The 24,451-nt window shown below is 42.6% G+C and carries 24 protein-coding genes; 12 read left to right on the forward strand and 12 right to left on the reverse strand.

What is annotated here, in order from left to right; genetic code table 11:
• The first annotated feature begins 33 nt into the window (after positions 1-33).
• Positions 34-1,422 carry a tetrathionate reductase family octaheme c-type cytochrome gene (locus tag IEY40_RS11135; RefSeq protein WP_188956155.1) on the forward strand — a complete coding sequence of 463 codons (1,389 nt, stop codon included), beginning with the start codon at positions 34-36 and terminating at the stop codon, positions 1,420-1,422.
• Positions 1,423-1,494: 72 nt separating this feature from the next.
• On the opposite strand, the gene IEY40_RS11140 is transcribed toward IEY40_RS11135, so the two are convergent.
• From IEY40_RS11140 to IEY40_RS11150, 3 genes are all read right to left on the reverse strand, one after another.
• Entirely contained in the window at positions 1,495-2,484 is a 990-nt protein-coding gene (locus tag IEY40_RS11140; protein WP_188956157.1) for a pseudouridine synthase, read from the reverse strand.
• A gap of 76 nt (positions 2,485-2,560) precedes the next feature.
• Entirely contained in the window at positions 2,561-3,139 is a 579-nt protein-coding gene (locus IEY40_RS11145) for an LON peptidase substrate-binding domain-containing protein (RefSeq protein ID WP_188956159.1), read from the reverse strand.
• Positions 3,140-3,362: 223 nt separating this feature from the next.
• On the reverse strand, positions 3,363-4,421 hold the full coding sequence (locus tag IEY40_RS11150) for an alpha/beta hydrolase (protein ID WP_188956161.1): 1,059 nt from the start codon (positions 4,419-4,421) through the stop codon (positions 3,363-3,365).
• A gap of 98 nt (positions 4,422-4,519) precedes the next feature.
• Here IEY40_RS11150 and IEY40_RS11155 point away from each other — a divergent pair, with 98 nt between their 5' ends.
• Complete coding sequence (locus IEY40_RS11155; protein WP_188956163.1) at positions 4,520-4,981, forward strand: NanQ anomerase/TabA/YiaL family protein; 462 nt, start codon at positions 4,520-4,522, stop codon at positions 4,979-4,981.
• A gap of 379 nt (positions 4,982-5,360) precedes the next feature.
• Positions 5,361-6,284: a manganese-dependent inorganic pyrophosphatase gene (locus tag IEY40_RS11160; RefSeq protein ID WP_188956165.1), complete on the forward strand. Its 924-nt coding sequence runs from the start codon at positions 5,361-5,363 to the stop codon at positions 6,282-6,284.
• Positions 6,285-6,395: 111 nt separating this feature from the next.
• Here the strand turns inward: IEY40_RS11160 and IEY40_RS11165 are convergent, their stop codons facing one another.
• The 4 genes from IEY40_RS11165 to IEY40_RS11180 all read right to left on the reverse strand — a co-directional run bounded on the left by IEY40_RS11165 (position 6,396) and on the right by IEY40_RS11180 (position 11,541).
• The gene (locus tag IEY40_RS11165; protein WP_188956167.1) at positions 6,396-6,800 is read right to left on the reverse strand and encodes a DUF1850 domain-containing protein; all 405 of its coding nucleotides are present in this window, start codon (positions 6,798-6,800) and stop codon (positions 6,396-6,398) included.
• Positions 6,800-8,857, reverse strand: a complete 2,058-nt coding sequence (locus tag IEY40_RS11170; RefSeq protein WP_188956169.1) for a TRAP transporter permease — start codon at positions 8,855-8,857, stop codon at positions 6,800-6,802. Before IEY40_RS11170 ends, IEY40_RS11165 begins: the two co-directional genes overlap by 1 nt.
• A gap of 109 nt (positions 8,858-8,966) precedes the next feature.
• Positions 8,967-9,920 (reverse strand): TAXI family TRAP transporter solute-binding subunit, encoded by a 954-nt coding sequence (locus IEY40_RS11175; RefSeq protein ID WP_188956171.1) that lies wholly within the window; start codon positions 9,918-9,920, stop codon positions 8,967-8,969.
• Positions 9,921-10,263: 343 nt separating this feature from the next.
• A complete protein-coding gene (locus IEY40_RS11180; protein ID WP_188956173.1) occupies positions 10,264-11,541 on the reverse strand; it encodes a glycerophosphodiester phosphodiesterase family protein in 1,278 nt (425 codons plus the stop codon).
• Between the two features lie 152 nt (positions 11,542-11,693).
• Here IEY40_RS11180 and IEY40_RS11185 point away from each other — a divergent pair, with 152 nt between their 5' ends.
• The 3 genes from IEY40_RS11185 to IEY40_RS11195 all read left to right on the forward strand — a co-directional run bounded on the left by IEY40_RS11185 (position 11,694) and on the right by IEY40_RS11195 (position 15,370).
• Positions 11,694-12,353, forward strand: a complete 660-nt coding sequence (locus tag IEY40_RS11185; protein WP_188956175.1) for a DsbA family protein — start codon at positions 11,694-11,696, stop codon at positions 12,351-12,353.
• Between the two features lie 177 nt (positions 12,354-12,530).
• Positions 12,531-13,208, forward strand: coding sequence for a monofunctional biosynthetic peptidoglycan transglycosylase (gene mtgA / locus IEY40_RS11190; RefSeq protein ID WP_188956177.1), 678 nt, complete (start codon positions 12,531-12,533; stop codon positions 13,206-13,208).
• A gap of 227 nt (positions 13,209-13,435) precedes the next feature.
• The gene (locus tag IEY40_RS11195; protein WP_188956179.1) at positions 13,436-15,370 is read left to right on the forward strand and encodes a B12-binding domain-containing radical SAM protein; all 1,935 of its coding nucleotides are present in this window, start codon (positions 13,436-13,438) and stop codon (positions 15,368-15,370) included.
• Between the two features lie 1,024 nt (positions 15,371-16,394).
• On the opposite strand, the gene IEY40_RS11200 is transcribed toward IEY40_RS11195, so the two are convergent.
• Entirely contained in the window at positions 16,395-17,198 is an 804-nt protein-coding gene (locus tag IEY40_RS11200; protein WP_229777079.1) for a DUF4437 domain-containing protein, read from the reverse strand.
• 262 nt (positions 17,199-17,460) lie between these two features.
• Here IEY40_RS11200 and IEY40_RS11205 point away from each other — a divergent pair, with 262 nt between their 5' ends.
• The 4 genes from IEY40_RS11205 to IEY40_RS11220 all read left to right on the forward strand — a co-directional run bounded on the left by IEY40_RS11205 (position 17,461) and on the right by IEY40_RS11220 (position 19,780).
• Positions 17,461-18,426 carry a LysR family transcriptional regulator gene (locus IEY40_RS11205; protein ID WP_188956181.1) on the forward strand — a complete coding sequence of 322 codons (966 nt, stop codon included), beginning with the start codon at positions 17,461-17,463 and terminating at the stop codon, positions 18,424-18,426.
• Positions 18,427-18,532: 106 nt separating this feature from the next.
• Positions 18,533-18,967, forward strand: coding sequence for a dCMP deaminase family protein (locus IEY40_RS11210; RefSeq protein ID WP_188736137.1), 435 nt, complete (start codon positions 18,533-18,535; stop codon positions 18,965-18,967).
• Between the two features lie 304 nt (positions 18,968-19,271).
• Positions 19,272-19,523 carry a type II toxin-antitoxin system Phd/YefM family antitoxin gene (locus IEY40_RS11215; protein WP_188956183.1) on the forward strand — a complete coding sequence of 84 codons (252 nt, stop codon included), beginning with the start codon at positions 19,272-19,274 and terminating at the stop codon, positions 19,521-19,523.
• Positions 19,520-19,780, forward strand: a complete 261-nt coding sequence (locus IEY40_RS11220; RefSeq protein WP_160056045.1) for a Txe/YoeB family addiction module toxin — start codon at positions 19,520-19,522, stop codon at positions 19,778-19,780. Before IEY40_RS11215 ends, IEY40_RS11220 begins: the two co-directional genes overlap by 4 nt.
• 52 nt (positions 19,781-19,832) lie before the next feature.
• Here the strand turns inward: IEY40_RS11220 and IEY40_RS11225 are convergent, their stop codons facing one another.
• From IEY40_RS11225 to IEY40_RS11235, 3 genes are all read right to left on the reverse strand, one after another.
• Entirely contained in the window at positions 19,833-20,147 is a 315-nt protein-coding gene (locus IEY40_RS11225) for a hypothetical protein (RefSeq protein WP_188956185.1), read from the reverse strand.
• 178 nt (positions 20,148-20,325) lie between these two features.
• Positions 20,326-20,553 (reverse strand): hypothetical protein, encoded by a 228-nt coding sequence (locus IEY40_RS11230; protein ID WP_188956186.1) that lies wholly within the window; start codon positions 20,551-20,553, stop codon positions 20,326-20,328.
• A 301-nt stretch (positions 20,554-20,854) separates the two neighbouring features.
• Positions 20,855-21,337 (reverse strand): hypothetical protein, encoded by a 483-nt coding sequence (locus IEY40_RS11235; protein WP_188956188.1) that lies wholly within the window; start codon positions 21,335-21,337, stop codon positions 20,855-20,857.
• Between the two features lie 419 nt (positions 21,338-21,756).
• On the opposite strand from IEY40_RS11235, the gene IEY40_RS11240 reads away from it, so the two are divergent.
• Both IEY40_RS11240 and IEY40_RS11245 read left to right on the forward strand, forming a co-directional pair.
• A complete protein-coding gene (locus tag IEY40_RS11240) occupies positions 21,757-22,335 on the forward strand; it encodes a protein tyrosine phosphatase family protein (protein WP_188956190.1) in 579 nt (192 codons plus the stop codon).
• A 99-nt stretch (positions 22,336-22,434) separates the two neighbouring features.
• Positions 22,435-23,109 carry a hypothetical protein gene (locus IEY40_RS11245; protein WP_188956192.1) on the forward strand — a complete coding sequence of 225 codons (675 nt, stop codon included), beginning with the start codon at positions 22,435-22,437 and terminating at the stop codon, positions 23,107-23,109.
• 376 nt (positions 23,110-23,485) lie between these two features.
• Here IEY40_RS11245 and IEY40_RS11250 read toward each other — a convergent pair whose 3' ends face one another.
• The gene (locus IEY40_RS11250) at positions 23,486-24,445 is read right to left on the reverse strand and encodes a hypothetical protein (protein WP_188956194.1); all 960 of its coding nucleotides are present in this window, start codon (positions 24,443-24,445) and stop codon (positions 23,486-23,488) included.
• Positions 24,446-24,451 lie beyond the last annotated feature (6 nt).

Here is a 24,451-nt window from a genome sequence, read left to right on the forward strand (position 1 = left end):
CTGAGTGCAAACTCAGGGGTAAGGACACATATCATGAAAAAATTCACCGCACTGGCAGTCATACTGTTGCTTAGCAGCAGCGCACAGGCAGCCTTTAACCATAAAGATGCACTGCAAGGGCCCTTTGCTAATGGCCCGGAAGTGACTACCCAATGTTTAACCTGCCACAAAGAACATGCCGAAGACTTTATGAAATCTTCCCACTGGACATGGGAACTGGAGCAAGAGTTACCAGGACGTACAGTTAAACGCGGTAAAAAGAACAGTATTAACAACTTTTGTGTGTCGATTTCAGGCAACGAGCCCCGCTGCACAAGTTGTCATGCCGGTTATGGTTGGAAAGATTCAAACTTCGACTTTAAAGACATGACCAAAGTGGACTGTTTAGTGTGTCACGACACCACGGGGACTTACATGAAAGACCCAGCTGGTGCAGGCGAGGTATTTGGTAAAGTAGACTTAGCCAGAGTGGCACAAAATGTCGGTGCCCCCGTACGCGATAACTGCGGCAGCTGCCATTTTTACGGCGGCGGTGGTGATGCGGTTAAACATGGTGATTTAGACTCATCAATGTCTTACCCTGATCGCGCAACCGATGTACACATGGACACCGACGGTAATGACTTTCAATGTCAAGAATGCCACGTCACTGAGAAGCATCAAATCAGTGGTAATGCGATGGGAGTTTCACCTGGAGGAGAAACCAAAATTGGTTGTGTAAATTGTCATGATGAAGCACCGCACCAAAACAAAAAGCTCAACACTCATACTGCAACCGTAGCTTGCCAAACCTGTCATATTCCTACTTTTGCTAAAGTAGAACCAACAAAAATGCGTTGGGACTGGTCTGTTGCTGGCCAAGATCTTAAAGACACTACAGATGAAAATGGCAAGCACACCTTTAACAAAAAGAAAGGCAGCTTTATTTGGCAAAAAGATGTCCCACCACAATATGCCTGGTTTAATGGTAGCGCCGATGCATACATGGCTGGCGATAAAATTGACCCAACTAAAACGGTAAAACTCGCTTATCCATTAGGTAACATTAACGACCCTAAAGCCAAGATTTATCCTTTTAAAGTGCATACAGGCAAGCAAATCTACGACTCAGAGCTTAATATCTTACTGACACCAAAAACCTACGGTGAAGGCGGATACTGGGATAAATTTGACTGGGATCTAGCGGCTAAATTGGGCATGGAAGCTAACCCAATCATGGTAGAGAAAGGCTTAAAATACAGTGGTAAACATGGTTTTGTTGAAACCGAAATGTGGTGGCGTATCAACCATATGGTTACTCCAAAAGACAAAGCTCTGCAATGTAACGACTGCCATAATAAAGGCCAACGTTTAGATTGGAAAGCTCTTGGTTATGATGGTGACCCTATGAAAAACCGCAAAGGGGTTAAACACGCTAAGTAAAGAGCATACCTAAATGCTAGAAACCAAACCGCCATCGACTTATCGATGGCGGTTTTATTTCATAGACACAATTTAAATCATTGCTAACAAATCTAATCCCTGACACTCATAGTCTTGCTCAATTCCACTGAGTGGATCGCTAAAACGTAAACGCTTGGCCAATAACTGCAATGGCTTATCATAATTATCTGGCCCTTTAGGCTGTAACACCGGATAAAATCGATCATTGAGTATTGGCATCCCCAAGCTCAACATATGCACTCTTAATTGATGAGTTTTACCAGTAATAGGGCTGAGCTCAAACAAACCTAAACCGTCTTTTACTGCTACGAGGCTTATTTCTGAATGACTGTTAGCTTCACCTTCTACTACTTGCATGGTAAAGCTAGGATTAGCGGCAACAATACGATTTTTTACTGTCCAATGCAGCGGCAATTCACAGGTTTTATCAGCTATTTGCGCTAATAACTCTGGAGTAACCTTGGCAATAGCCTGGTAGTTCTTCGTTATTTTGTCGTCTAAAAATAACTGGTGATATGCATGACGGGTTTGTGGATTGAGCGTCATCAACATCACCCCCGCGGTGTCTTTATCGAGTCGATGGGCAGGAGCAACAGTATCTATTTGTGTGGCAATCCGTAATCGGTGCACCAGGCATTCGTTGACAAAATTACCGCCAGGCGTCACTGGTAAAAAATGCGGTTTATAAACAATAATAGTGTCGCTGTCTTGATAGAGTATTTGCTCATAAAACGGCACTTTAGTTTCAGCCTGAACCTCGCGATAGTAGTACACTCGCGCAGTCGCTTGATACACGCTCGTCGCATCTATTAACTCACCATTTTGCCAATGCACCTTGCCATCATTAATACGCTGCTGCCATACGCTGGCCTCAATTTGCTTAAAATGATCAACCAAAAACTCAAGTACGGTGAGGTATAACTTATCCGCCAATTCACTTTCTCGAGGCAGCACAATATACGAAGGTTGCGCCGCTATGGCTGAGGTTGAATGTGGGGCTAAATCGTTTGAAAGTGAATCGTTTGAGGCTAAATTTGGCATAAAATGGACTATACATACAAACATTGAGAAAGATAATTCACACTATGTTATCAGTGTATCGCCCACCATGCACCGCTTAAACATCGACATGAGACTTAAGCAGCTGTAATACAAAATCCATAGTTTTATGGCAGTTCGGTTGCTCAACTAATACCAACTTATCGCGGTTATACATAGGTAACACCTCTAGCCAACGTTGGCTGACCCAGGTGGCATCCTCTAAATGCACTTGCGAATACAACTCAAGTAAATCTGGGTTGACTTGATAAAACTGCTCCAGCGCCGCACTGATAATTTCAAACTCACCAGCTATCGGCTCTTGGCTCCAATTTTGACAAGGTAATGCACGTGCAATCCAACTACCATCGCGCTGCTGAGCTGCCGATAAGATTTTAACTCGTTGCGATCCTTCAATCACAATGCTTAAGCTGTTGTCTGCTAATTGATTAAAATCGATGATATTGCAACGAGTGGCAGATATGTAACAAGGGAGTTCGCTATTGGATTTTAGCGCTGCAAAGGCAAGCTTATAATGACCCTTTAACACTTGGGCTATCATGCTGAGATCACACGGTGACACAATACGGATCTCGAGTCGCCCACCGGGTAATAACACGCCATCTTGAATTAATAACGCCATTTCTTGTGTTTGCATAGCAGCCTCCCACACCAAAGGTGAAGTTACTGAACCAAAATCAAATCAATAGAATAAGTGTAGCAGTGGTCAATATTTCAACAACATAAGCACAATAAATAATGCTAACTAACGACATTGACACATAATTTGGCACACTCAACTAACTAATTAGACCTAGTTTAGTCTGGCTATATTTCAGTCAAACAACAAATTTACACAAAAAGTTAATTTTCACTCCAGCTTACAGGCGTTCAATCCTATCCATAATGTTGCCCTTTGCCACTATTTCAGCAAACTCATCAGCAAGCACTTGGCTTTGTTGCACACTTTGTTGCCAGTAAGCAATACGACTATCGCTGTCGAGGTGTTTAAAATCTTCTCTATCTGGAATTTTTCCAAAAGGTAAGCTGGCAATAAATTGCTTACTCGGAGCTAAAATGAGTCCGTTATGATAATTCGCTTTCGCTTTACGCCACAGTAACGACTTATCAAACCAGCCAGGGCTCATGTAAGGATAAAAATGGGGATATAAACTCAAGCCAGTCGCCGCAGGCAGTGGCATATCAAAATGGTAATCGGTAATGCCACCATCGTAATAATGACCTTTTGGTGAACCTTGTAGATCTTTCACTGGATCAAGTAGCAAAGGGATCGACCCTGTCGCTAATAAGCCATGACGAATATTGTCTTGAGTCAGTTCAACATGTTTGGTCGGTAGGTCTTTTAAGCGTCTAAACGGTGACGCCGCATCTTTGTGGCTTAAAATCACCCGCTCAAAATGCCAGCCTAAACTTTTTCGATTAACAATATTACTCACCGCGGCCATAGACAGCCCAACCATTAGGCCAAACTTAGCGTGGATGCGATTTAAATGGCGTGCACGACACGCCACCATATGATGTCGAATTAATGGGTTTGCTAAAATATCAGCACCCTGCTGCTCACCTAAAATACCGTCAACAATCTTAAGCACTTGCGCACTCACTTGCTCGCGTGTCGGTTTAGCTACATCGTAGCGTTGATTGATATAAAAATGCTCAAATCGTTCATAAGCAGCCAATGGGTTTTGCTGCGCCATACAGGCTAATCGCCACGCGCCAGAAGATGCTCCCATGGTATAAAGCGGATCTTCTCGCCCTTGAAAAAATTCGCTAAATAAGTATTTATCTAACCCAGCAATAGCAAGCCATTTGGGGCCACCAGAAGCAGCAAACAGCTGAGTAAATAATGATTGTTCTAAGCCATTCGCTTCTATTTGTTCATAAGCGGTTGGTCCAGCAAGTAAACGTAATGCAGGCAATGTACAATCCTTCTATTTTTCTAATGCTGATATTTCTGTAAAACTTTATACTCTTACAAGCTATCATGTTTTTACGGTTTATATCTTACGGAATTTTTATGATTGTCGATACCCTAGCAAATCGTCACCTTTATACTCAACTTAGCCCGCGTTTAGCCACGGCATTAGCGCACTTAGCTGACACAGATTTTAGCCAACTTGAAACGGGTAATTACCCATTAGATGGCAAAGATATTTTTGTGATTGTAAATGACTACCAAACTAAACCAAAAGAAACACAGCCTTTTGAGGCCCACGAAAAATACATTGATGTGCAATACGTGGTTAGTGGCGAAGAAGAGTTTGGTTATTTACCGTTAGCAGACCAAACCCCATCAAAAGCCTATTTTGCTGATCATGATTACGCTAATTACGACTATGAATCAAACAAGCAAGAGGCAGCGTTTATTCCATTAAAAGCAGGTATGTTTGCATTGTTTTTCCCTGGAGATATCCATATGCCAGGCACTAGCGCCTTACCGCAACAAGTGCGTAAAGTCGTAATAAAAGTGCGTGTGTAACGTCAACGTTTACTGCTCATAATCGTTGTCCAAAAAATCAGCAGCTGGTCTGACTCCTTATTAGTGCAAGTTCTGCTAAACTGTTTTTAGTGACATAATTTTTTACTGGCATGAGCTTTTAGTGACATAAAAAGGTCAAAAGTTTTGCACATTAAGCGTATCTCATTTGGTCAATAAAAAGCTGACATGACATACAGATGAGCAATACTAGAAGCACAACAACATGCCACAAGTACGCATACCCTGAGTAGCATAAAAAAGGCCCCGAGACTCTCCGCTTGGGGCTTTTTTTATGCTTAAAAAACCCAGTCTGCATTTTTTAATGCGATGACGATTAATCCTTGTTAAAATCAGCACAACTTTATAGGAGAGTCTTTCAATGGCAATGTATGTAGTGGGTCACAAGATCCCTGATTCAGATTCAATTTGTGGTGCTATCGCATTAGCATATTTAAAAAACCAAATCGGCGAGCCAGCTATTGCTGCACGTTTAGGTGAATTATCACCAGAAACCGCCTTTATCTTAGAAAAATTTGGTTTTGAAGCGCCTGAATACAAAACCAGTTATGCTGGCGAAGATGTGTATATTGTCGACCATTCTGAAATCACTCAAGCTCCGGACGATATTGCCCAAGCCACTATCGTTGGGATTGTTGATCACCATAAACTCGGCGATTTAACCACTTCTACTCCGCTAGAATGTTGGATCCGTCCAGTTGGTTGCAGCAACACTGTCATAAAAATGATGTACGACTTTTATCAAGTCAAAATCCCAGCCAATATCGCTGGCATCATGATGTGCGCTATTTTAAGCGATACCGTTATTTTTAAATCACCAACCTGTACCACGGCTGATATTCGCTGCGTCGAAGCTTTAGCTGAAATCGCGGGCATTGAAGACTTTAAAGAAGTCGGTATGGACATGTTTAAAGTCAAATCAGCTGTTGAAGGCACGCCAGCTCGTGATCTTGTTATGCGTGATTTTAAAGACTTCAACATGAACGGTAACCTAATCGGTATCGGCCAATTAGAAGTTATAGACTTATCTGTATTTGACGACATTAAAGCTGACTTAGAAGCCGATATTGCTAAACTAAAAGTAGAAGGCAATCGTCACAGCGTATTACTACTGCTTACCGACATCATGAAAGAAGGATCAGAGATGTTAGTGGTTTCTGACTCAGCGGATTTAACAGAGCGCGCCTATGGCAAGCCAACCGTTAATGGCCGTGTGTGGTTAGACGGTGTATTAAGTCGTAAGAAGCAAGTGGTTCCGTCACTGCAAGACGCTTTTGCAAAGTAAGTTCTGCACATATCTAGACAAAAAAAGCTGAATCCATTGATTCAGCTTTTTTTATGTTCAAAACGGGCTTTATGATTATAAAAATCTAGCTCATTATTTGGGCTCGCAGCCCTAATTTTGTATGTCACAAGCCCACAGCTCTATCGAGGGTTGCGCGGTTGTTGGCTCTCCCACCCAAAAACTCATTGGTTGACACTGTTGCTCTTGGTTAGCTGATGACACACATAATTGGTAATCACCCGCCTCAGGTGTACGCCCCAACTTTAGCATAGGCAAAACCGGCAACTTAGGCTGATAATGCCAGTTGCCGTCAATGAGTACCGCATCAGCGGGAATTTCCATTCCAGCGCCGCTGCCTTTCACTCTGGCTTGTTCAAGGATAAAGCCGTCAGGCAAAATGCGATAATCTTCTGCCCAACGCACCTTCTCAATGGTATGAGTCCAAGATAATGTCAATTGCTCAGCAGGCACTTGCGCCCAAATGCTGCCAGCTAACCCTAAACACAACCCTAACATTAGCCTTCCTGCGCCAAGCGTTTAAGCTTACGAGCGCGCCATGCATGTTGTAAAATAAATGCTAGTGCTAAACCAAAACCAATTTCATCACTTAATGGCGTGGCTAAAATTAGGCTGCCACCCGCAATAAAGCCTAAAATACGCTCCCATAGGTACAGTTTTTGCAATAAGTAGCCGGTAAAAATAACCCCCCAAATGCCAATGGCGACCGTGGCTTTTAGCACCACAAACACGGTGGCAAGCACGCCGCCACCTTGCAGCATTAACGCAGGGTCGTACACAGCCATAAACGGAATAATAAACCCAGCTATGGCGATTCGAATGGCCCATAAACTGATTTTTAAACCTTTCTCTTTCGCAATTGGCGCCGCGGCAAAACAGGCCAGTGCTACTGGCGGTGTTAAATCGGCCATAATGCCAAAATAAAACACGAACATATGCGACACAATTAACGGCACACCTAAGTCTAATAAAGCCGGAGCAGCAATAGAGCTGGTAATAATGTAGTTAGGAATAGTTGGAATACCCATACCTAATACTAAACACGTCACCATAGTTAACACTAACGACAAGAATAGGTTGTCTTGGCCCACAGCCAAAATGTAACCCGCAAAAGTGGAAGCAATACCGGTTAACGATACAATACCAATAATCACCCCAACCAACGCACAAGCTATACCCACAGGCACCGCATGACGCGCACCTTCAACAAGTGCATGTACACATAATGTAAGTGTTTCTTTGCCGCCTTTTACAAACCAGCTAATCACCACCAGCAAAGCAATAACACCAAATACTACGCCAATCCCTAACTGAAAAAAGCCTGCACATAGCACGCCTAACGCTACCCAAAAAGCAAAACGCATGATCTTTGACGACACATTTAAAATAATCGCTGAGCCTAAAATCACAATCGCAGTTAGCGCTAAACCGACCATGCCAGAAAACAACGGCGTGCGGCCAGAAAACAACAAACCAATTAATATAAATAGTGGAATAAGTAAGTACCAGCGAAGCTTAATAGCCGCCCAAGGATCAGGGCACTGGTCTTTAGGTAAGCCAGATAAGTTGGCGCGCTTAGCTTCTAAGTGCACCATCCAAAACACTGAGCAGAAATACAACACTGCAGGGATCATTGCCGCTTTTGCAATTTCAATAAACGGTACGTTAATCGTTTCGGCCATAATAAAAGCCACTGCGCCCATGATCGGCGGCATAATTTGACTGCCCATACTGGACGTGGCTTCTACACCACCAGCAAATGCAGACTTATAGCCAAAACGCTTCATTAATGGAATGGTAAATTGCCCAGTAGTCACTACGTTGGCCACCCCAGAACCGGTAATCGTGCCCATCAGTGCAGATGAAACCACCGACACTTTTGCCGGACCACCAACCTTATGGCCAAATAATCCCATAGCAAAGTCGGTAAATAAGCGGATCATCCCGGCTTGCTCTAAAAATGCACCAAACAAAATGAATAAGAAGATATAAGTGGCCGACACATACGTTGGTGTGCCGTATAACCCTTCAGTACCAAAGGCTAATTGGTTAATGATCTGGTCAACGCCATAACCACGGTGCATTAACTCACCAGGCAAAAATTCACCAAACAAACCATAGGCTAAAAACAAACCACAAATGATCGGCAAGGCAATCCCCATCACTCGTCTGGCGGCCTCAAACACAAGCACCACCAGTATGGTACCGATAATCATATCGCCTTGAGTTAGGTCACCTGAGCGTTGAATTAAGTCAGCTTCAAACACCCATTGATAGGCTGCTGTCGCCATACCAGCTAAGCCAAGTACCCAAGCTAGAGGCTGCCAAGGTTTACTTTTACCGACCCCCGGATAACTGATAAATACCACTAACAATAAAAAGCCCACGTGCACAGCACGTAAAACCTGGGTTGAAACCGGATGAAACGCGGCAGTGGTTATTTGGAAAATAGAAAAAACCAATGCCACTACAAATAAAGCTTTTGGCCAATCACGAGTGTCAGCACTTAAGCCTTGCTCTGACAAAGTGTTCTGGTTAATGGATGGATCGCTCATGGTATGCCTCTACGCTGACTACGGCTAAAAATCGGTATGCATTAAAAACAAATAAGCGCTTGCTTGGTATGTGTTATCCAAACAAGCGCTTCAAGGTAGAAAAAGTGAATTACAGCGCATTCACTTCTTTGTAGTAGCGCTCAGCACCTGGGTGCAATGGTATAGGTAGGTTTTTAGTCGCTTTATCTAGACTAATATCTTTAGCGGCAGAGTGCGCAGTACCTAAGCGTTCTAGATTGTCGAACATCAGCTTAGTCATTTGATACGCCACTTCATCAGACACTTTGCTGTGACTTACCAGTAAGTTTTGGATCGCAACCGTACTAACATCCTCAGTTTGGCCTTCATAAGTATTAGCCGTAATCACCCCCACCTGATAAGCAGGGTTATTAATTTTAGCGACAACATCCTCAGGAATGGCAACAAAGTTAATGTCCATTGTTGCGGCTAAGTCGCGAATCGCCGCCATACCTAAACCAGATGATTGTAACGTGGCATCAAGTTGACGGTTTTTAATCAGCTCGACAGACTCGGCATAAGGTAAAAACTCCACTTTTCCCATGTCGTCATAACTTAAGCCGGCAGCAGCAAAAATAGCGCGGGCATTAAGCTCAGTACCAGATTTAGGTGCACCAACAGAAATACGCTTGCCTTTTAAGTCAGCCAACGTCTTGATACCAGCATCTTTATTGGCAACGATTTGAATAAAGTTTGGATATGTTGCAGCAATCACACGTAACTTTTTCAATGGTGCTTTAAAGCCAGCTTCAGTATCGCCTTCCCATGCTGCAGACACAGAATCACCCAGTGCAAGCGCTAATTCACCACGGCCAGCTTGTAATAAGTTAAGGTTTTCAACTGAGGCTTTAGTGGCTTGTACTGAAGTTTTAGAGCCTTCAATACCATTACTGTAAAGCTGGGAAAGCGCAACACCAATTGGGTAGTAAACACCACTGGTACCGCCGGTGAGAATATTAATAAAAGTAGGAGCGGCCATGACTGCGGTACTGATTGATAACGCAGCCGCTGCGCCTATCATACAAAAGCGTTTAGTTAATTTCATTACAATATCCTTATTTCTTATATGGTTATCTGTCTTATTGTGCTGATACCCTAACACCGACATTCAGTGTGATCTATATAGACTAAAGGCTAATGCCGTAAACCTAAATATTATTTGTTTTCGAATTCAGTGACTTCGGGCATCGATGAAAAAACCTCAATCAAATTAAGCAGGCTAATAGCGTGTTTTATCGTCCATTTAAGGGAACAATAATGCCGTAATCTCGAGTATAGTTCGCTTAATAAAAAAGGTGCCAACAATGTTGGCACCTTTCGTCATGGTATTTGTGTTAAAAGACGTTGAACACAAACCGTTGCGGTTGATGATCCCAAATCTATGTTCGTTACATTCCCATGCAATTAGCATAGTAAGTGACAGTAGCAGGCCAATCGGAAAAGATGCCTATCACACCCACATCTTTAGCCAGCACATCAACCAACTCATAGGTGTCACCTTCATTATCAATTACATCAGCAATACTTTGATAATACCAACCGCCACCGCCCTGACTGAGCAGGCCAGAACGCTCTAGCGACCAAGCAATGATTTTCAATCCTGCTGCATTCGCAGCATTCGCGTATTCAGAAGGCACAATAGTGTTATTGTCATCTAAGGTGACCAACATCCACAGTGGCGGCGCAATAATTTTTACACCATCTGCGGCTAAAGTATCCATGCTTGGTGACCAAGTCGCACTATTTTGTGGATCAAATCCAGCCTCACTATCACGACCATCAAGGTATACTGCTTGCTCAGCAAACTCTGGGGCATTCGCTATCCAGTACTTCACATCATCTAAATTAAACGATTGTGGGAAAACCTGCGACGCATCAACACCTGCAGCGGTATATTCATCAAGCATTTTTTGCGCATAATCTTGTTGGCTAAAACCATCAAATGGCATAGTCACACTGGCAGATTTAAGCTCAGGTGTCATTTTTACCCCAGCAGACTTAAATAACGCAATACTTTCTGCGTGAGTCATTAACGTGCCAGTGGCCGCATATAAGTCGGTGCGCCAGTTCGGAGTGCCATCCATAAACTCAGCAACTGTGGTCGCATTAGGGTTATAGCCATCCATTTTGCCTTTTAAGGTTTTAAACTCAGCAAGACTAATGTCGCTGGTACAACAGGTCGCGGTTGCACTAACACCGTTAGCCGCATCTGCTGGCGTAAAGGGTACAGAGCACTTATTGGCTAATGCAGGAATAGATAAAATATTAGTCGTGGTGGCTAAGTCGCATTGTGAATGACGGCACACTAAGGCTTTGTCGTTGGTAAAGGTCACGTCACACTCAACAATACCTGCACCAGAATCAATAGCGGCTTGGTAGGCTTCTTTAGTGTGTTCAGGAAATTGCATTGAGGCACCGCGGTGACCAATAGAAAAGTCGCTACGATAAAATGGCCCAGACTCGCATTGAGCTAACTGGGTTTTCAATTCGCTATCTTGCATTTGATCAACTAAAAAAAGCGGCCTTGGCCCCACTTGCGCACTGATACTTTTATCAACATCCGTTGATGATGTATTGTCGCTATCGTTACTGTTACACGCTGATAAACAAAATAAACTACTCAATATTGCCAACGCACCCAATGTTATCTTGTTGTTCCTTGTCATTCCATCACTCCTTAACTGTAATCATTAATCTAACGTTACTGACGTTGTGTTGCACCATTTAAATCAACAGGCTCTCACCATTAATTTGAATGGCATAGATTGTGTAGATGGCATAGTCTATTAGTTAAATGTTAATGAAATAATGAAGTTATATGACAATTAAAACGCCTGAGATTAGTACTGCCAAACCAACACTGTATTATGTTCACGATCCTATGTGTAGCTGGTGCTGGGGCTACCGCCCTACATGGGACATACTGCAACAAAAGTTAAGACAAGAATTTGGGCAGAAACTTGATGTCACCTACCTTGTTGGCGGCCTAGCACCTGACTCAGCGGAGCCGATGCCAGAAGCGATGCAACAGATGCTTGAGCAAACATGGCAAAGAATTAACCAGCAGTTAGGCACTCAGTTTAATCACGATTTTTGGCGTACATGTAAGCCACGGCGTTCTACCTACCCAGCTTGCCGAGCAACACTAGTTGCCCGCCAACATGGCCAGGAACAAGCCATGGTAAATGCGATTCAGCATGCTTATTATTTACATGCCAACAATCCGTCAGATATTGACGTGTTGTGTGCATTGGCCGAAACCTTAGGCATTAATGTTGATCAATTTAAACAACAATTGTTAAGTGAACAAACTGAACAGCTTCTACAAAAAGAGATTCACTTTGCCCGTAAACTGCCAATCCAAGGATTTCCGTCGTTAGTACTCGTAGCCAATAATCAGGCTTACCCTATAACGCTTGATTATCAACAATGGCAAACCAGTTTGACTGACATTCAAGCCCTGCTTTCTAAAATTTAGGTGCTCAGGATTGATACTCAATATTAGAATAGAGAACTAAGATAGAAAGCAAGTATAGAGAGCTAGAAGCTAGGGCTGGCATCTTGGTTTAAGCTTGCGTGGTTGTATCGCTTTAATTAGTGATATTCTATACTCCTGCGCGTTGAATACGACGTGATATCTAACATGAGGCAATGCATGGCAAATCGTAAGCGCGGTTTTTTCGGATGGACCTGGTATTTTACATGGCGCTTTTTAGCTTTACTGACGCTTTTTTTGTTGTTGCTAAGATTTGCACCACCTCCAACAACCTCATTTATACTACAAAGCGATTATCCGGTTAGCCAAGATTGGGTCAGCATTGATGAACTGCCTGCGCATATACCACTTGCCATGGTCGCCTCAGAAGATCAACTTTTCCCTCAACATTATGGCGTCGATTTTAATGCTATCAGCAAAGCGATTGAGCAATACGACGACGGTCAAGGCTTGCGTGGTGCCAGCACGATTACTCAACAAACAGCCAAAAACCTCTTATTATGGCCAGGGCAAAGCTTTGTTCGTAAAGGATTAGAAGCCGTGTTAGCGTTAGGCCTTGAAGCTATTTGGGGCAAAAAACGCATTTTAGAAGTGTACGTAAACGTGGCCGAATTTGGTAAAGGCATTTATGGCGTAGAAGCAGCCAGCCAACACTATTTTAATAAACCCGCAAAATATCTTAGCAGCAAAGAAGCGGCAAAACTGGCGGTATTGTTACCTAGCCCGCGTAATCGTAACCCAAACCACTTAACTCCATATCTTAGCCAACGTGTGGTATGGGTTGAACGGCAAATGCGCCAACTGGGCACGGGTTATTTAACCCCTATTCTTAAATAGCCTGAGCTTAGAGAGCTTCCTCTTAAAAAATGGAAAGAGAGCAGCATATTACTCATCATTGTGGTCTTAGCCGTAAACTGCGCAATATTTTGCACAAAAGGCACGGTTCTTCCGAGTCGCTAACGCTGCAGACCATTCAAGATGAAAGCCTTAATTAAAGGGATTTGAGCCATTTTTACTGCTAGAATGCAGCCTTATTTCTATTGGCTTTACGATAAAGGCAGGCTATGACCGTTCTTCTGATGACCCCTCCAATGACCCAACTTAATACGCCGTATCCAGCAACGGCGTATTTAACGGGGTTTTTACGTTCACGAGGCTATGAAGCGGTTCAGCGAGATCCTGCCATTGAGTTGTTTCTTGAAATGATGACCGCACCTGCGCTAGAGGTGATCCGTCAACATGTAGAAGAAAACTTCGAGCAATTTGAAGACGATGAATTACCTGATGTTATTTTTAATTTTTTAGCCGAATTTGACCGTTACCACCTCACGGTAGAACCCGCAATTCGCTTTTTACAAGGCAAAGATCCAAGCCTTGCCATGCGCATCAACACCCGTCGTTTTTTACCCGAAGGCCCAGCATTTGACGCCATAGCACAAATGGAAGCTGTGTCGGGCGACGTGCTGCAAGCTGCTTTTGGTAATCTTGGCGTGCAAGATAAAGCCAAATATCTGGCCACGTTATTCATTAACGACCTGTCGAACGTCATCACCCAAGGGGTTGATCCGTATTTTGAAGTCAGCCGTTATGGCGAGCGCCTCGCCGCGGCCAACCCAACATTTGATAATTTATATGACACTTTAATGGGTGAACCGAGTTTTAGTTCGGACATTTTAGAGCAGCTCGTCGAGCAATATTTAGAAGAAACTCAACCTAGCGTAATCGCATTAACCGTGCCGTTCCCTGGCAATATGCTTGGCGCATTACGCATTGCACAAACTTGCAAAGCCATCAATCCTGAGCTGCCTATTGTTATGGGTGGCGGCTTTGTGAATACTGAGCTGCGAGCATTAAAAGACCCAAGAGTATTCGAATTTGTCGACTTTATTTGTTTAGACGACGGCGAACGCCCATTAATTACCTTACTAGAATACTTTGAGGGCAAGCGCGAAGTCGATGAGCTAGTACGAACTTACTTTTTAGCAGAAGATGAAAACGGCGAGCCTTACGTTCATCTTAATCAAAATACTGAGCTACACGACATTCCACAATCTGAGGTCGGCGCACCAATTTACGATGGTTTGCCATTAACCGAGTACTTGTCGTTATGCGAAATGCTCAACCCAATGCACCGCATTTGGAGTGATGGCCGCTGGAACAAATTAACCATCGCCCACGGTTGTTACTGGCGTAAATGCAGCTTTTGCGATGTCAGCCTAGATTATATCGACCGCTACGATACCGCGGGTGCAGATGTTTTGGTCGACCGCATCGAAGCGCTCATCGCCGAAACCGGACAAACTGGTTTCCATTTTGTCGATGAAGCTTTACCACCAAAAACCTTATTCGCATTCGCCAAACGATTGATTGAACGTAACGTAGTGATCAGTTGGTGGGGCAATATTCGTTTTGAGCGCACCTTTAGCCCAGCACGTTGCCAGCTATTGGCAGACTCTGGTTGTATCGCCGTCAGCGGCGGCCTTGAAGTCGCGTCAGACAGATTATTAAAGTTGATGAAAAAAGGCGTCAGTGTTGAACGCGTCGCCCAGGTTACCAAAGCATTTAGCGACGCGGGCATTTTGGTACACGCTTATTTAATGTATGGCTTCCCGACGCAAACCGAGCAAGAAACGATTGATGCATTAGAGATGGTGCGTCAGTTGATGCAACAAGGCTGTTTCCAGTCGGCCTACTGGCATCGTTTTGTCGCCACCGCACACAGCCCAATCGGCATGAACCCGGAAGAGTTTGGCATCACCCTAGATCCACGCCCAGAGGTATTTTTTGCTGAAAACGATGTCGACTTTACCGACCCAACCGGCACCGATCACGACATGCTCGGCGAAGGATTACGCAAAGCGCTCTACAACTACATGCACGGTATCGGTTTCGATCAACCCATGAGCTTTTGGTTTGATCAGCGAGTATCACGCACCACAATGAAGAAAGACATGATCTCAAAAGCAATTAGCAATTTTATTTTGAGCCAAGAAGAGTAAATAGAAAGGCTTGGGTTAACCCAACAGTCATTCCTTGATTTCGTCATATTCCAGCAATGCTCAGACTCTGTCTTTCCGGCAATGCTTTTGAGCCGGAATCCAGCTCTACGCCGTCATCCTCGAGTGCTGTTATCGGGGATCCAGGTGTTTGCTTATGTACTTTTTGTACTTTTTGTACTTTATGGCCTGCGGCCACTAACGTCGTGGCGCTTCGCTTAGTACAAAAGCAGGAACAGTCATATTTAGTTTTATTGGCGAACCATGACATTCACTCAACGACACGCAGCACTTCTTTTGAAATAAAAAGTTCTTGTAGCTCGGCCGCCTGTCTGATGTGAAGGGATTCACAAATGCCGCGATGGCATGGTAAATGATGTTACCTACATCACATGACATTTCCCATATCCATATGAGTCAGATGCCAAAGAGCGGCCATGGGGCGGACGGTCGCCTCGCAAATCATCATGATTCAGCTTCTCGGTATTATCTTAATCTGCAGAAATAAAAAACTCAGTCAAAATTAAAAATGGGTGGTACGGTTAGATTCTTCGGAAGGAATCCAGCTCTACGCCGTCATCCTCGAGTGCTTTTATCGGGGATCCAGGTGTTAGCTTTGTGCTTATGTACTTTTTATACTTTATGGCCTGCGGCCACTAACGTCGTGGCGCTTCGCTTAGTCAAAAAGCAGGAACAGTCAAATTCATTAAATTGGCGAACCATTACATTCACTCACCGACACGCACAAGTACATCCTTGTAGCTCGGCCGCCCCGTCCATGGGGCGGACAGTCGTCTCGCAAATCATCATGATTCACCTTATCGGCATTACCTTAATCTGCAGAAACTACAAAACTCGGTCAAAAATTAACAATGGGTGGCACGGTTAAATTCAGCACGGTTAAATTCAAATGTCATAAGTACAAAACACAAATAGAGCGGCCTACAGCTAGAAACCATTGCCGCGAAGCAATAAAAAGCCTAATCACTACAATATTCGTACTGATTAGGCCATTACTAACAAAAAGCTATTTTACGCTAAACGGCCCTGTCGAATTGACATACAGTACCACTTCGGTTTTAGCATTAATTACATGCTTGCCCTGCGCGTCTGAGCTAAAAAAGCTGCTTGGGGTTAATGCTGTTAGTGTTTGTTGATTATCCCATTGATAGGTTGCACTGCCTTTTACCACCACAGCTTTAAGTGCATTGCCGCTTTCAATCGCTCCTTTAAAACCTGCGGGAAGTTTAACAAAACTACCATTGGCGGCGTCTGGTTTGCCCCATAAATAACTGATTTGCGCATTGCCCGCTTTCAGCCAGGTTGCATCTTTGACATTTAACCAAAACAAGTTGCTTTCAGTCATGTTAATCGAACGCTCACCATTATCAAATGCTTGCTCTACTGGTTTAACTAAATAAGGGCCGCTGTCGATTTCGAGGTATATCAGGTTATCGTCGCCATTGGCCGCTGTGATATGGCTCTCGCCTGCCGGTTGAGTCCAAAACGAACCACTTGGTAGCCACATTTTTTCAGCGCTTGGATCATCGTTATGCATTAAGCCATCAATAACGATACCGCGGTAAGTGATGTTATGAATATGAGGCGGTGATGAAAAACCTTTTTGAAACTTCACCAGCATTCCGGTCGCCACATCTTTAGTGCGGTCGCCCCAAAGGTCTGCCGCTTTGGGGCTGGCGCCTCCGCGTGCTGGGTTAAGCATGCCCCACTCTATATTATCGGTCGAAATAACCTTATAATCATTGGCCATCACGGGTAAAGCCATCGCACCTATAAGAGCTGCAATCGCAGTCATCGTTAATCTATTCATGAGTGACATTCCATCTTAGTTAAAATGAGCACAATACCGTGGCCTGATTTTTTCGACAGAGTGAATCCCCCGCATTTATGGCACCTTAATGGCAGCACTAGGCCAAACAACGGTATTAACATCGGTGTAATAGTGTCATCTTAGTCTTTTACATTTATTCGATAAACGGGGTAATCTTTAATATACTTTCGCAAAAACGTGGATAATAAAATCAAGTGATAGCTTAAACTGTAAAAAATCACTTGAGCTAAGAGGAAACAATATGAAGATGGCAGATTTACGGGTAGTGATAAAAATCGCAGAGCTTCAATCTATCACGGCCGCTGCGAATCAACTCGATATCAGCTCATCTGCAGCTAGTATTGCGTTAAAACGCATTGAAAACGAAGTTGGCGCCGCGTTATTTGTTCGCACCACGAGGCAATTACGTTTGTCTTCTGAGGGGGAGCGCTATCTTCCGTTATGCCAGCAGGCGCTGGATTTATTACAGCAAGGCCAACAGGCAATTAACGACGAACGCCAATCCATCAATGGTGAGGTTCGTATGGCGATGTCGTCTGAAATGGGCCGCAACCTCATGCGCGACTTGTTAAATGATGTATTAGCGCACCATCCAGATGTGACTTTACGTCTGCATGTTAGTGATACCCAAGTTGATTTTTATCGTGATTGCGTTGATGTAGCGCTACGAGCAATGATTGCAGGCGCGGCAGACGAGTCGAATTTTTATGGTTTTAAAATCTGTAACATCCCACATTTTTTATGTGCTTCGCCTCAATACCTCGCCAAACACGGCACACCAACTAATCCAAGCGAACTCATGGAACACAATGCATTACTTTATAAGTTGTATAAGGTGACCCATGACAGCTGGTTGTTACTTCATGGCGACCAAGAGCATAAAATTAAGATGATCAGTAATCGGGCGTGTAACGATGGCGATCTGGTGCGCCGCTGGTGTGTTGACGGTGTTGGCATTGCAAAAAAATCAGCTATTGATGTCGCCCAAGACATGCTCGCTGGACGACTACAAAGAGTAATGCCAGATTACCAAATCCCAGTGACAGAATTATGGTTAGTATTACCGAGCAGGCAGATGATCACACCCGCTATCCGTTTGATCCGCGATGAGCTAAAACAAAAAATTAATGGGTTGAGAGCAGAACTCGTTGAAAACCATATTCTAGCCGAACACGAGTGGCCAACTGATGATTCAATTGTAGGTTGATTTATCACTGTTGTGCGTAGAAAATAACGCCTAGTTAAAGTAATAGTTAAAGCAATTGTTAATGTGATAGTCAAAGCGATAAATAACGCATAGGAACAGCAATAAGATGATGACAAAATGGGCGATACGTTTTTTACAAATGGCCGAGTTAGTAGCATCTTGGAGTAAAGATCCCTCCACCCGAGTTGGCGCGGTAATCACCGAAAATAATCGCATCGTCTCGCTAGGCTTTAACGGTTACCCTCACGGAATATCAGACAGCGCCGAAACCGATAACCGTGAAATGAAACTGCTCAAAACGCTCCATGCAGAAGAAAACGCCATATTGCATGCCAAACGAGATCTCAGTAGTTGTGAGATTTGGGTGACACACTTTCCTTGCCCAAACTGCGCTGCCAAGATTATCCAAACTGGATTACGTGCAGTACATAGCCCAAAACCCAACGACGATTTTTTGTCACGCTGGGGCGATAAAATTAAAGTTAGCGAAGATATGTTTGAGCAGGCAGGCGTGCAAGTCGATTGGATGCAAGTCGATTAACCCTATTTTTCAACGTCGTTCCGGCAATGCCGTTAAGCCGGAATCCAGGTGTTTGCTTTTTGCATTATTGACCATTGCCAATTCCTAACGCTTCGAAACAACAAAGACTGAACAATATAACGTTATTATTAGCAATGACTTGCAGGTTCACTTGAGGCTAACCCTAACGTCGTTCCCGTTAGAGCTACAGACTTTCAATAAAATAGGGCAAATTTCAACCACAAAAGTTTGTAATTTAATTGATTGTCATGTGACCTCGCGCTAACATGTACAAATAAACGTACATGAACAGTTTGGAGTTAACATGGATGCGATAAGCTATACATCAGCTAGAGCAAATTTAGCAAATACAATGGCGAATGTTTGTAATGATCACGCCCCGATTATTATTACTCGTAAAAGTGAGGCACCTGTCGTTATGATCTCTTTAGAAGACTATAACGCAATGCAAGAAACGACCTATTTACTTCGTTCACCAACTAATGCGCGCGAACTTTTAGAATCTATTGCCGAACTTGAAGCAGGTAATGGAACTGAAAGAAAGCTAATAGAATGAAGTTAACTTTTTCAACCAACGCCTGGGAGCAATATCTATATTGGCAAACGACAGATAAAAAGGTACTTAAACGTATTAATCTGTTAATTAAAGATATTCAACGGACTCCAACAGAAGGTATTGGAAAACCAGAACCACTTAAACACGGTTTGTCAGGTTACTGGTCTAGACGAATTAATGATGAACACAGAATCGTATACAAACCCCAAAATGATACCATCCTGATTGCACAACTACGTTACCATTACGGTACATAGATGCTTTAGCGCTGGATTAGTGGTTCGAATGCTCAATGGGTGCCATTAATGGTTAACCATTGCCAGTAAACTTGTTTTCCATTGAAATTAACGCGGCAAGAATACCACTAACAATAAATGCAACAATGCCAAAGCTAAATATCATTCCAGCAAAGGCATAGAAACCGGGTGAATGATCAGCCCCTAAGATCATTAGTCCATTTTCTAGTGGTATTGGTTCTGTTGTTTTTCCAAAAAAGAAACCATAACCAGCAGAAAACAAGGAAACGACGATGGCTAAACAACCACAAATAGCAATCAGCCTAGCGGCAAAAAGTAACAAGCCTAAGTTATTAGTTTGAATGTTTGAAAATGGGTAGAATTTCATACAAGTCCTTTGTAATTTTATGACTTACAGATAAGTATACTCAGCAAAGCCAGTCCGTTAACTTATTCATTAGTGTCATCCTACATCTGCTATCTTATTGTTGTAAAGCAATAAAATCGCAGGGTTAGAACAAACCGAATTTACATAATTATTTTAACAATAGCTGCTCGGTAAATGATTATTGGCGGGATAATTTCATTTTATTGATGGTTCTAACTAACCCAGATACACCGCAAATACCTGAACAGATTAGCCCGATTTGAAAAGGACTAACAGAGTTGAATCTAAAATCATTTGAATAGGCAACAAGCCCCAATAAATGACCAGACTGAAAAAGACCTACCAGTGCTGCGGTTGAAAAAACGCCTAACCAAAACCAATTATAAAATCTTTCTTGAAGTATCATAACGCTTCCTTGCCTCTTTAAAACTAACGATTAAATATCGTTGGCTATCATGTTTGTAATCCATTATGTCAACAATAGGTGTCATGTTTAATGCGATACAACAAAGACTGAACAATGTATCATGATAATTAGCAAAGGCTAATATTCACTCTGCGACTCTTAAAAATGATTTGCTGGTTCACTTGAGGCTGAACCTAACGTCGTTCCGGCAATGCGGTTGAGCCGGAATCCAGGTGCTTGGCTAAAATATGGAGCAAAGCGGAACCGAGCCAACAATAACGAATCCGGCTTAAAAATCTTGTTACTGCACTATTTTAAGGATCTTATTTTTATGTCCATCAAACACATAATCAATTGAAACGCACTGGCCATTTTTAATGAAATTATCGTTATGCAACTTTCCATGAAAATAGGGGCCGACATCATAATTACTGTAACTAAACTCAACGTCTTTAATAACGAATGACTCAATTAGCGTACCAGGCTTTGGGGTTTGTTGTTCATAGTGACTTATACAACCTTTAACTTGCTTAAACTCTTTTTTTTCAACGATATTAATTACTTCGACTTTATCTAAATAGTTAAAGATTTCACTTAACGTTACAAACAGACATACGCAAAAAAAAGCTTTAACCAACGTTTCTCTTTTTATCTTTGTTACATCTGAGGCTACTTGAGATATAACAGGAAATTGAAGTACAAAAAACAATACTACAAAAAAAGGGATTAGACCTAAGAAATGGTCAATACCCGGGTTTATTGGTGGTTCAAAATAAACACTCAACTTTCACTAGTCCAAAGAGCCTGCAGAATGACTCGTGTTAACATTTATTTTGATTAATGCATCAACACTATCTGAGCTCATAATGTTATTCAATCAAAACTCATTTCAACTGTACACAAAAATAATATAACTAGCTTAAAGGTTAATGTAATGGCGGGAGCAGAATATAGAGAAGCGATTTTACCCACGCAAATTTAGCCATTTTTATGTATCTAGCAAACAAACGGCGTACTTCCAGTGGTTCGCAACAATAAGCGCTTTGGTTTTTTCGTTCGAGATGAGTTTCGTCAGAATAAATGTTATTGAGTTAGCAGCCAATCTAAAGTGTTCATCACATTTGACTATAATTAATAGCGCCGTTAACTTGAATACTACAAAGTTCATCACAAACGATGACGCATCAACCCAAAGGAAACCACATGAATACACCACAAGGTTTTAACCTACTGTCCACCAGCATATTAATGTGCAGTTTATTTTTCAGCGTGGGAGTGTTCAGTGCGGAGGTGTTAGGTGTAGTGAGTACGGCAATTATCGACACCAGCAAACTGGGTGATATAAAAGCGGTTAAATTTAATAACCCACAAGTGATGACCTCGGGTTTACCCACAGAGCCGCAATTTGCACAACTCGCTCAGGCGGGTATAAAAACTGTGATAAACCTCATTCCTAACGACAACCCAAATGCATTAGCCAATGAGCAGCAAATCGTCACTCAGCTCGGTATGAACTATCACAATATTAGTGTGGACTGGCAAAACCCTACCCAAGAGAATCTAGCGCAATTTTTTAGCCTAATGCAGCAAAATGGCGATGCACCAGTGTTGGTCCATTGCGCAGCTAATTACCGAGCCTCTGCCTTTTATTATTTGTATCAGACCAGTCAAAATACCGCGCCGTCTATGGCCGAGGCACTGACACCCTGGGGCGACTTACAACAAAGCTTTGCAGAATACCCACAGTGGCAAAAATTGATAGAAGACGTACAAGCTCAATAACATATTAGTGCATAAATCGATAATATTGATGGTACGATAATCTTGTTAAAATTTCAGGAACATCATGTACCTAACGTTTGTTTTAAGGAAAAAACAACTATGTTGAAATCGATTGTCGTCTTTATTTGTGTTTTATTTTTAACTTACTTTTGCTACTCATATTTTAATCAACAAGATAATAAATCTATTATTCTGCCAAATGTCGCGTCTTCAATAAGCTCTGAGACACAAACTTCATCAAGTAATATACCGAATATAAGTAATGAGATAATCGCAGAAGCACCCAATGATATTGAATTAAACACAAGTGTAGTCGCCGAGGATAATGAAGATTTCTTTAACCAATTTAACCATTTGACTAAGAGTCATTTTCAGAGCGCTGAACAGTTAACATCAGGTTTCATAAATGAAGATGGTGAGGTGTCTAAAGCTGCTCTAGAGGATTCATTTAAAGTGAGTGATTTTGATGAGTTCATTACGAAAGTTGATGCCATAGAAAAATCAGAAAATGCTGCAATACGTGAAGCCACTTTAGCTCAAAATTTATATCAGTTAGAAGATATTCAAGTTTATTCTGAACGTTATTCTTGCGCAGGAAAAATCTGTTTAGTGTCTTTTAACTTTGATGGTAATGATGAAAACACTGCAGAATTGTCTAAATTTACTGACAACTATTCCTTTACCAATATCACTGAAGGTGAAAATGGCGTTAAGCAATTTAAAGCTGTTTACATTGAAACAGATGACCCATCTACTCTCAGCCTGAGCTACTAGTAGTTTAGATTAAGTTCAATCGTTCTAAAAAATGTTATCAGAAGACATCACTGAACTTAAAGAGAAGTTATTGGGCTAAATGATTCGTGTGCGTGTGCAGCAGGGATGCTGCGTTCGAGCCTATAGGGATATATTTACGGCGTCACACGAACAATGAGCTAATAGCTGACACCATTCACCTCTGCCAAACATAATAGCGAAGCGCCATTGAGATAGTGGCCTCTGGCCATAAATGCGTAGCATAAAAACTCACCGCAACGCTAAAGAACCCGCTTTTAAGCATTCGGGATGACGGCTTAAAGTATAACCCTTGTATGTAATTATATCTGACCAATGTTTGTTGTGTCTGTGTCAGTGCCAGTACAAATAATGTTATCTACTGCAGCGTACTAGCCCCATTCAAATCTACTTTATACAAAGGCGCTGGGAGCATTTCAGAAGTAATATAAATACTATTACCGTCCTGACTAAACCCTACTGCTTCGGCTTGTTTTAGTGCGGGTATAGCGATTTCCTGTGGCGTGGTTGAAAACAAGCTTAACCAATCACCAGGCGTGGCTTGAGTAAAATAAAACGCGTGGGTATAGGTTAATATCACCGCTGATAAACCATCTGCCGAGACATCCATCGCGGTGGGTTTTCCGGCAAATCCTGCCCAGGTATAAATACTGACATAATCAAGCATGGCTGTAGGCAATGGTGTTATCTCGCCTAGCCTTTGGGCTTGCTGCTTAATTTTTTCAGCAGATGAATTATTTGATCCACTTTGCTGCGTGGGTGCGATTAATGGCAACGCATATAATATCGGCAGCGCGTCACGTTTGGTCAGTAACAGTATTTTTTGTTTCGCAACATCTACAGCAATGGATTCACAGTCGTGGGCGCCATCTGGGTATGTAAATGTCATGCTCCAAACAGGTTTGGCAGACAGATTTTTTTGACCATTGAGTAGGCTTAAATCGGGTTCTTTGATCAAATGTAACTGATACTGTGATCGCTTTGCCTGGTTATCACCCACATCGGCTATCAATAGGTATGATTCCCCCTGGTAAACAAACGAGGCAATGTCTTCCCAATCGTTATTTTTTACACCTGTAATATTGAGCGTCGCTAATTGATTGCCTTGAGTATCAATGGCGAAAATCCTTGCCGTGTCGCCGCTGTCGTTATGTACCCACAATATTTGATCATTAATCCGCGATATCGCTAAACCACTCGCTTCATCAATAGATGGCGCAGTAATGCTACCCGCTTGGCTCATACCCGTTGGCATCGCGCAGGCACTGGTTGATATCGCTAAGATGACATATAAAAACACAGTAAGACGGTTGAACATAATGAT

The sequence above is a fragment of the Shewanella ulleungensis genome, assembly GCF_014648315.1.
In the GTDB taxonomy this organism is placed as follows: Bacteria; Pseudomonadota; Gammaproteobacteria; order Enterobacterales; family Shewanellaceae; genus Shewanella; species Shewanella ulleungensis.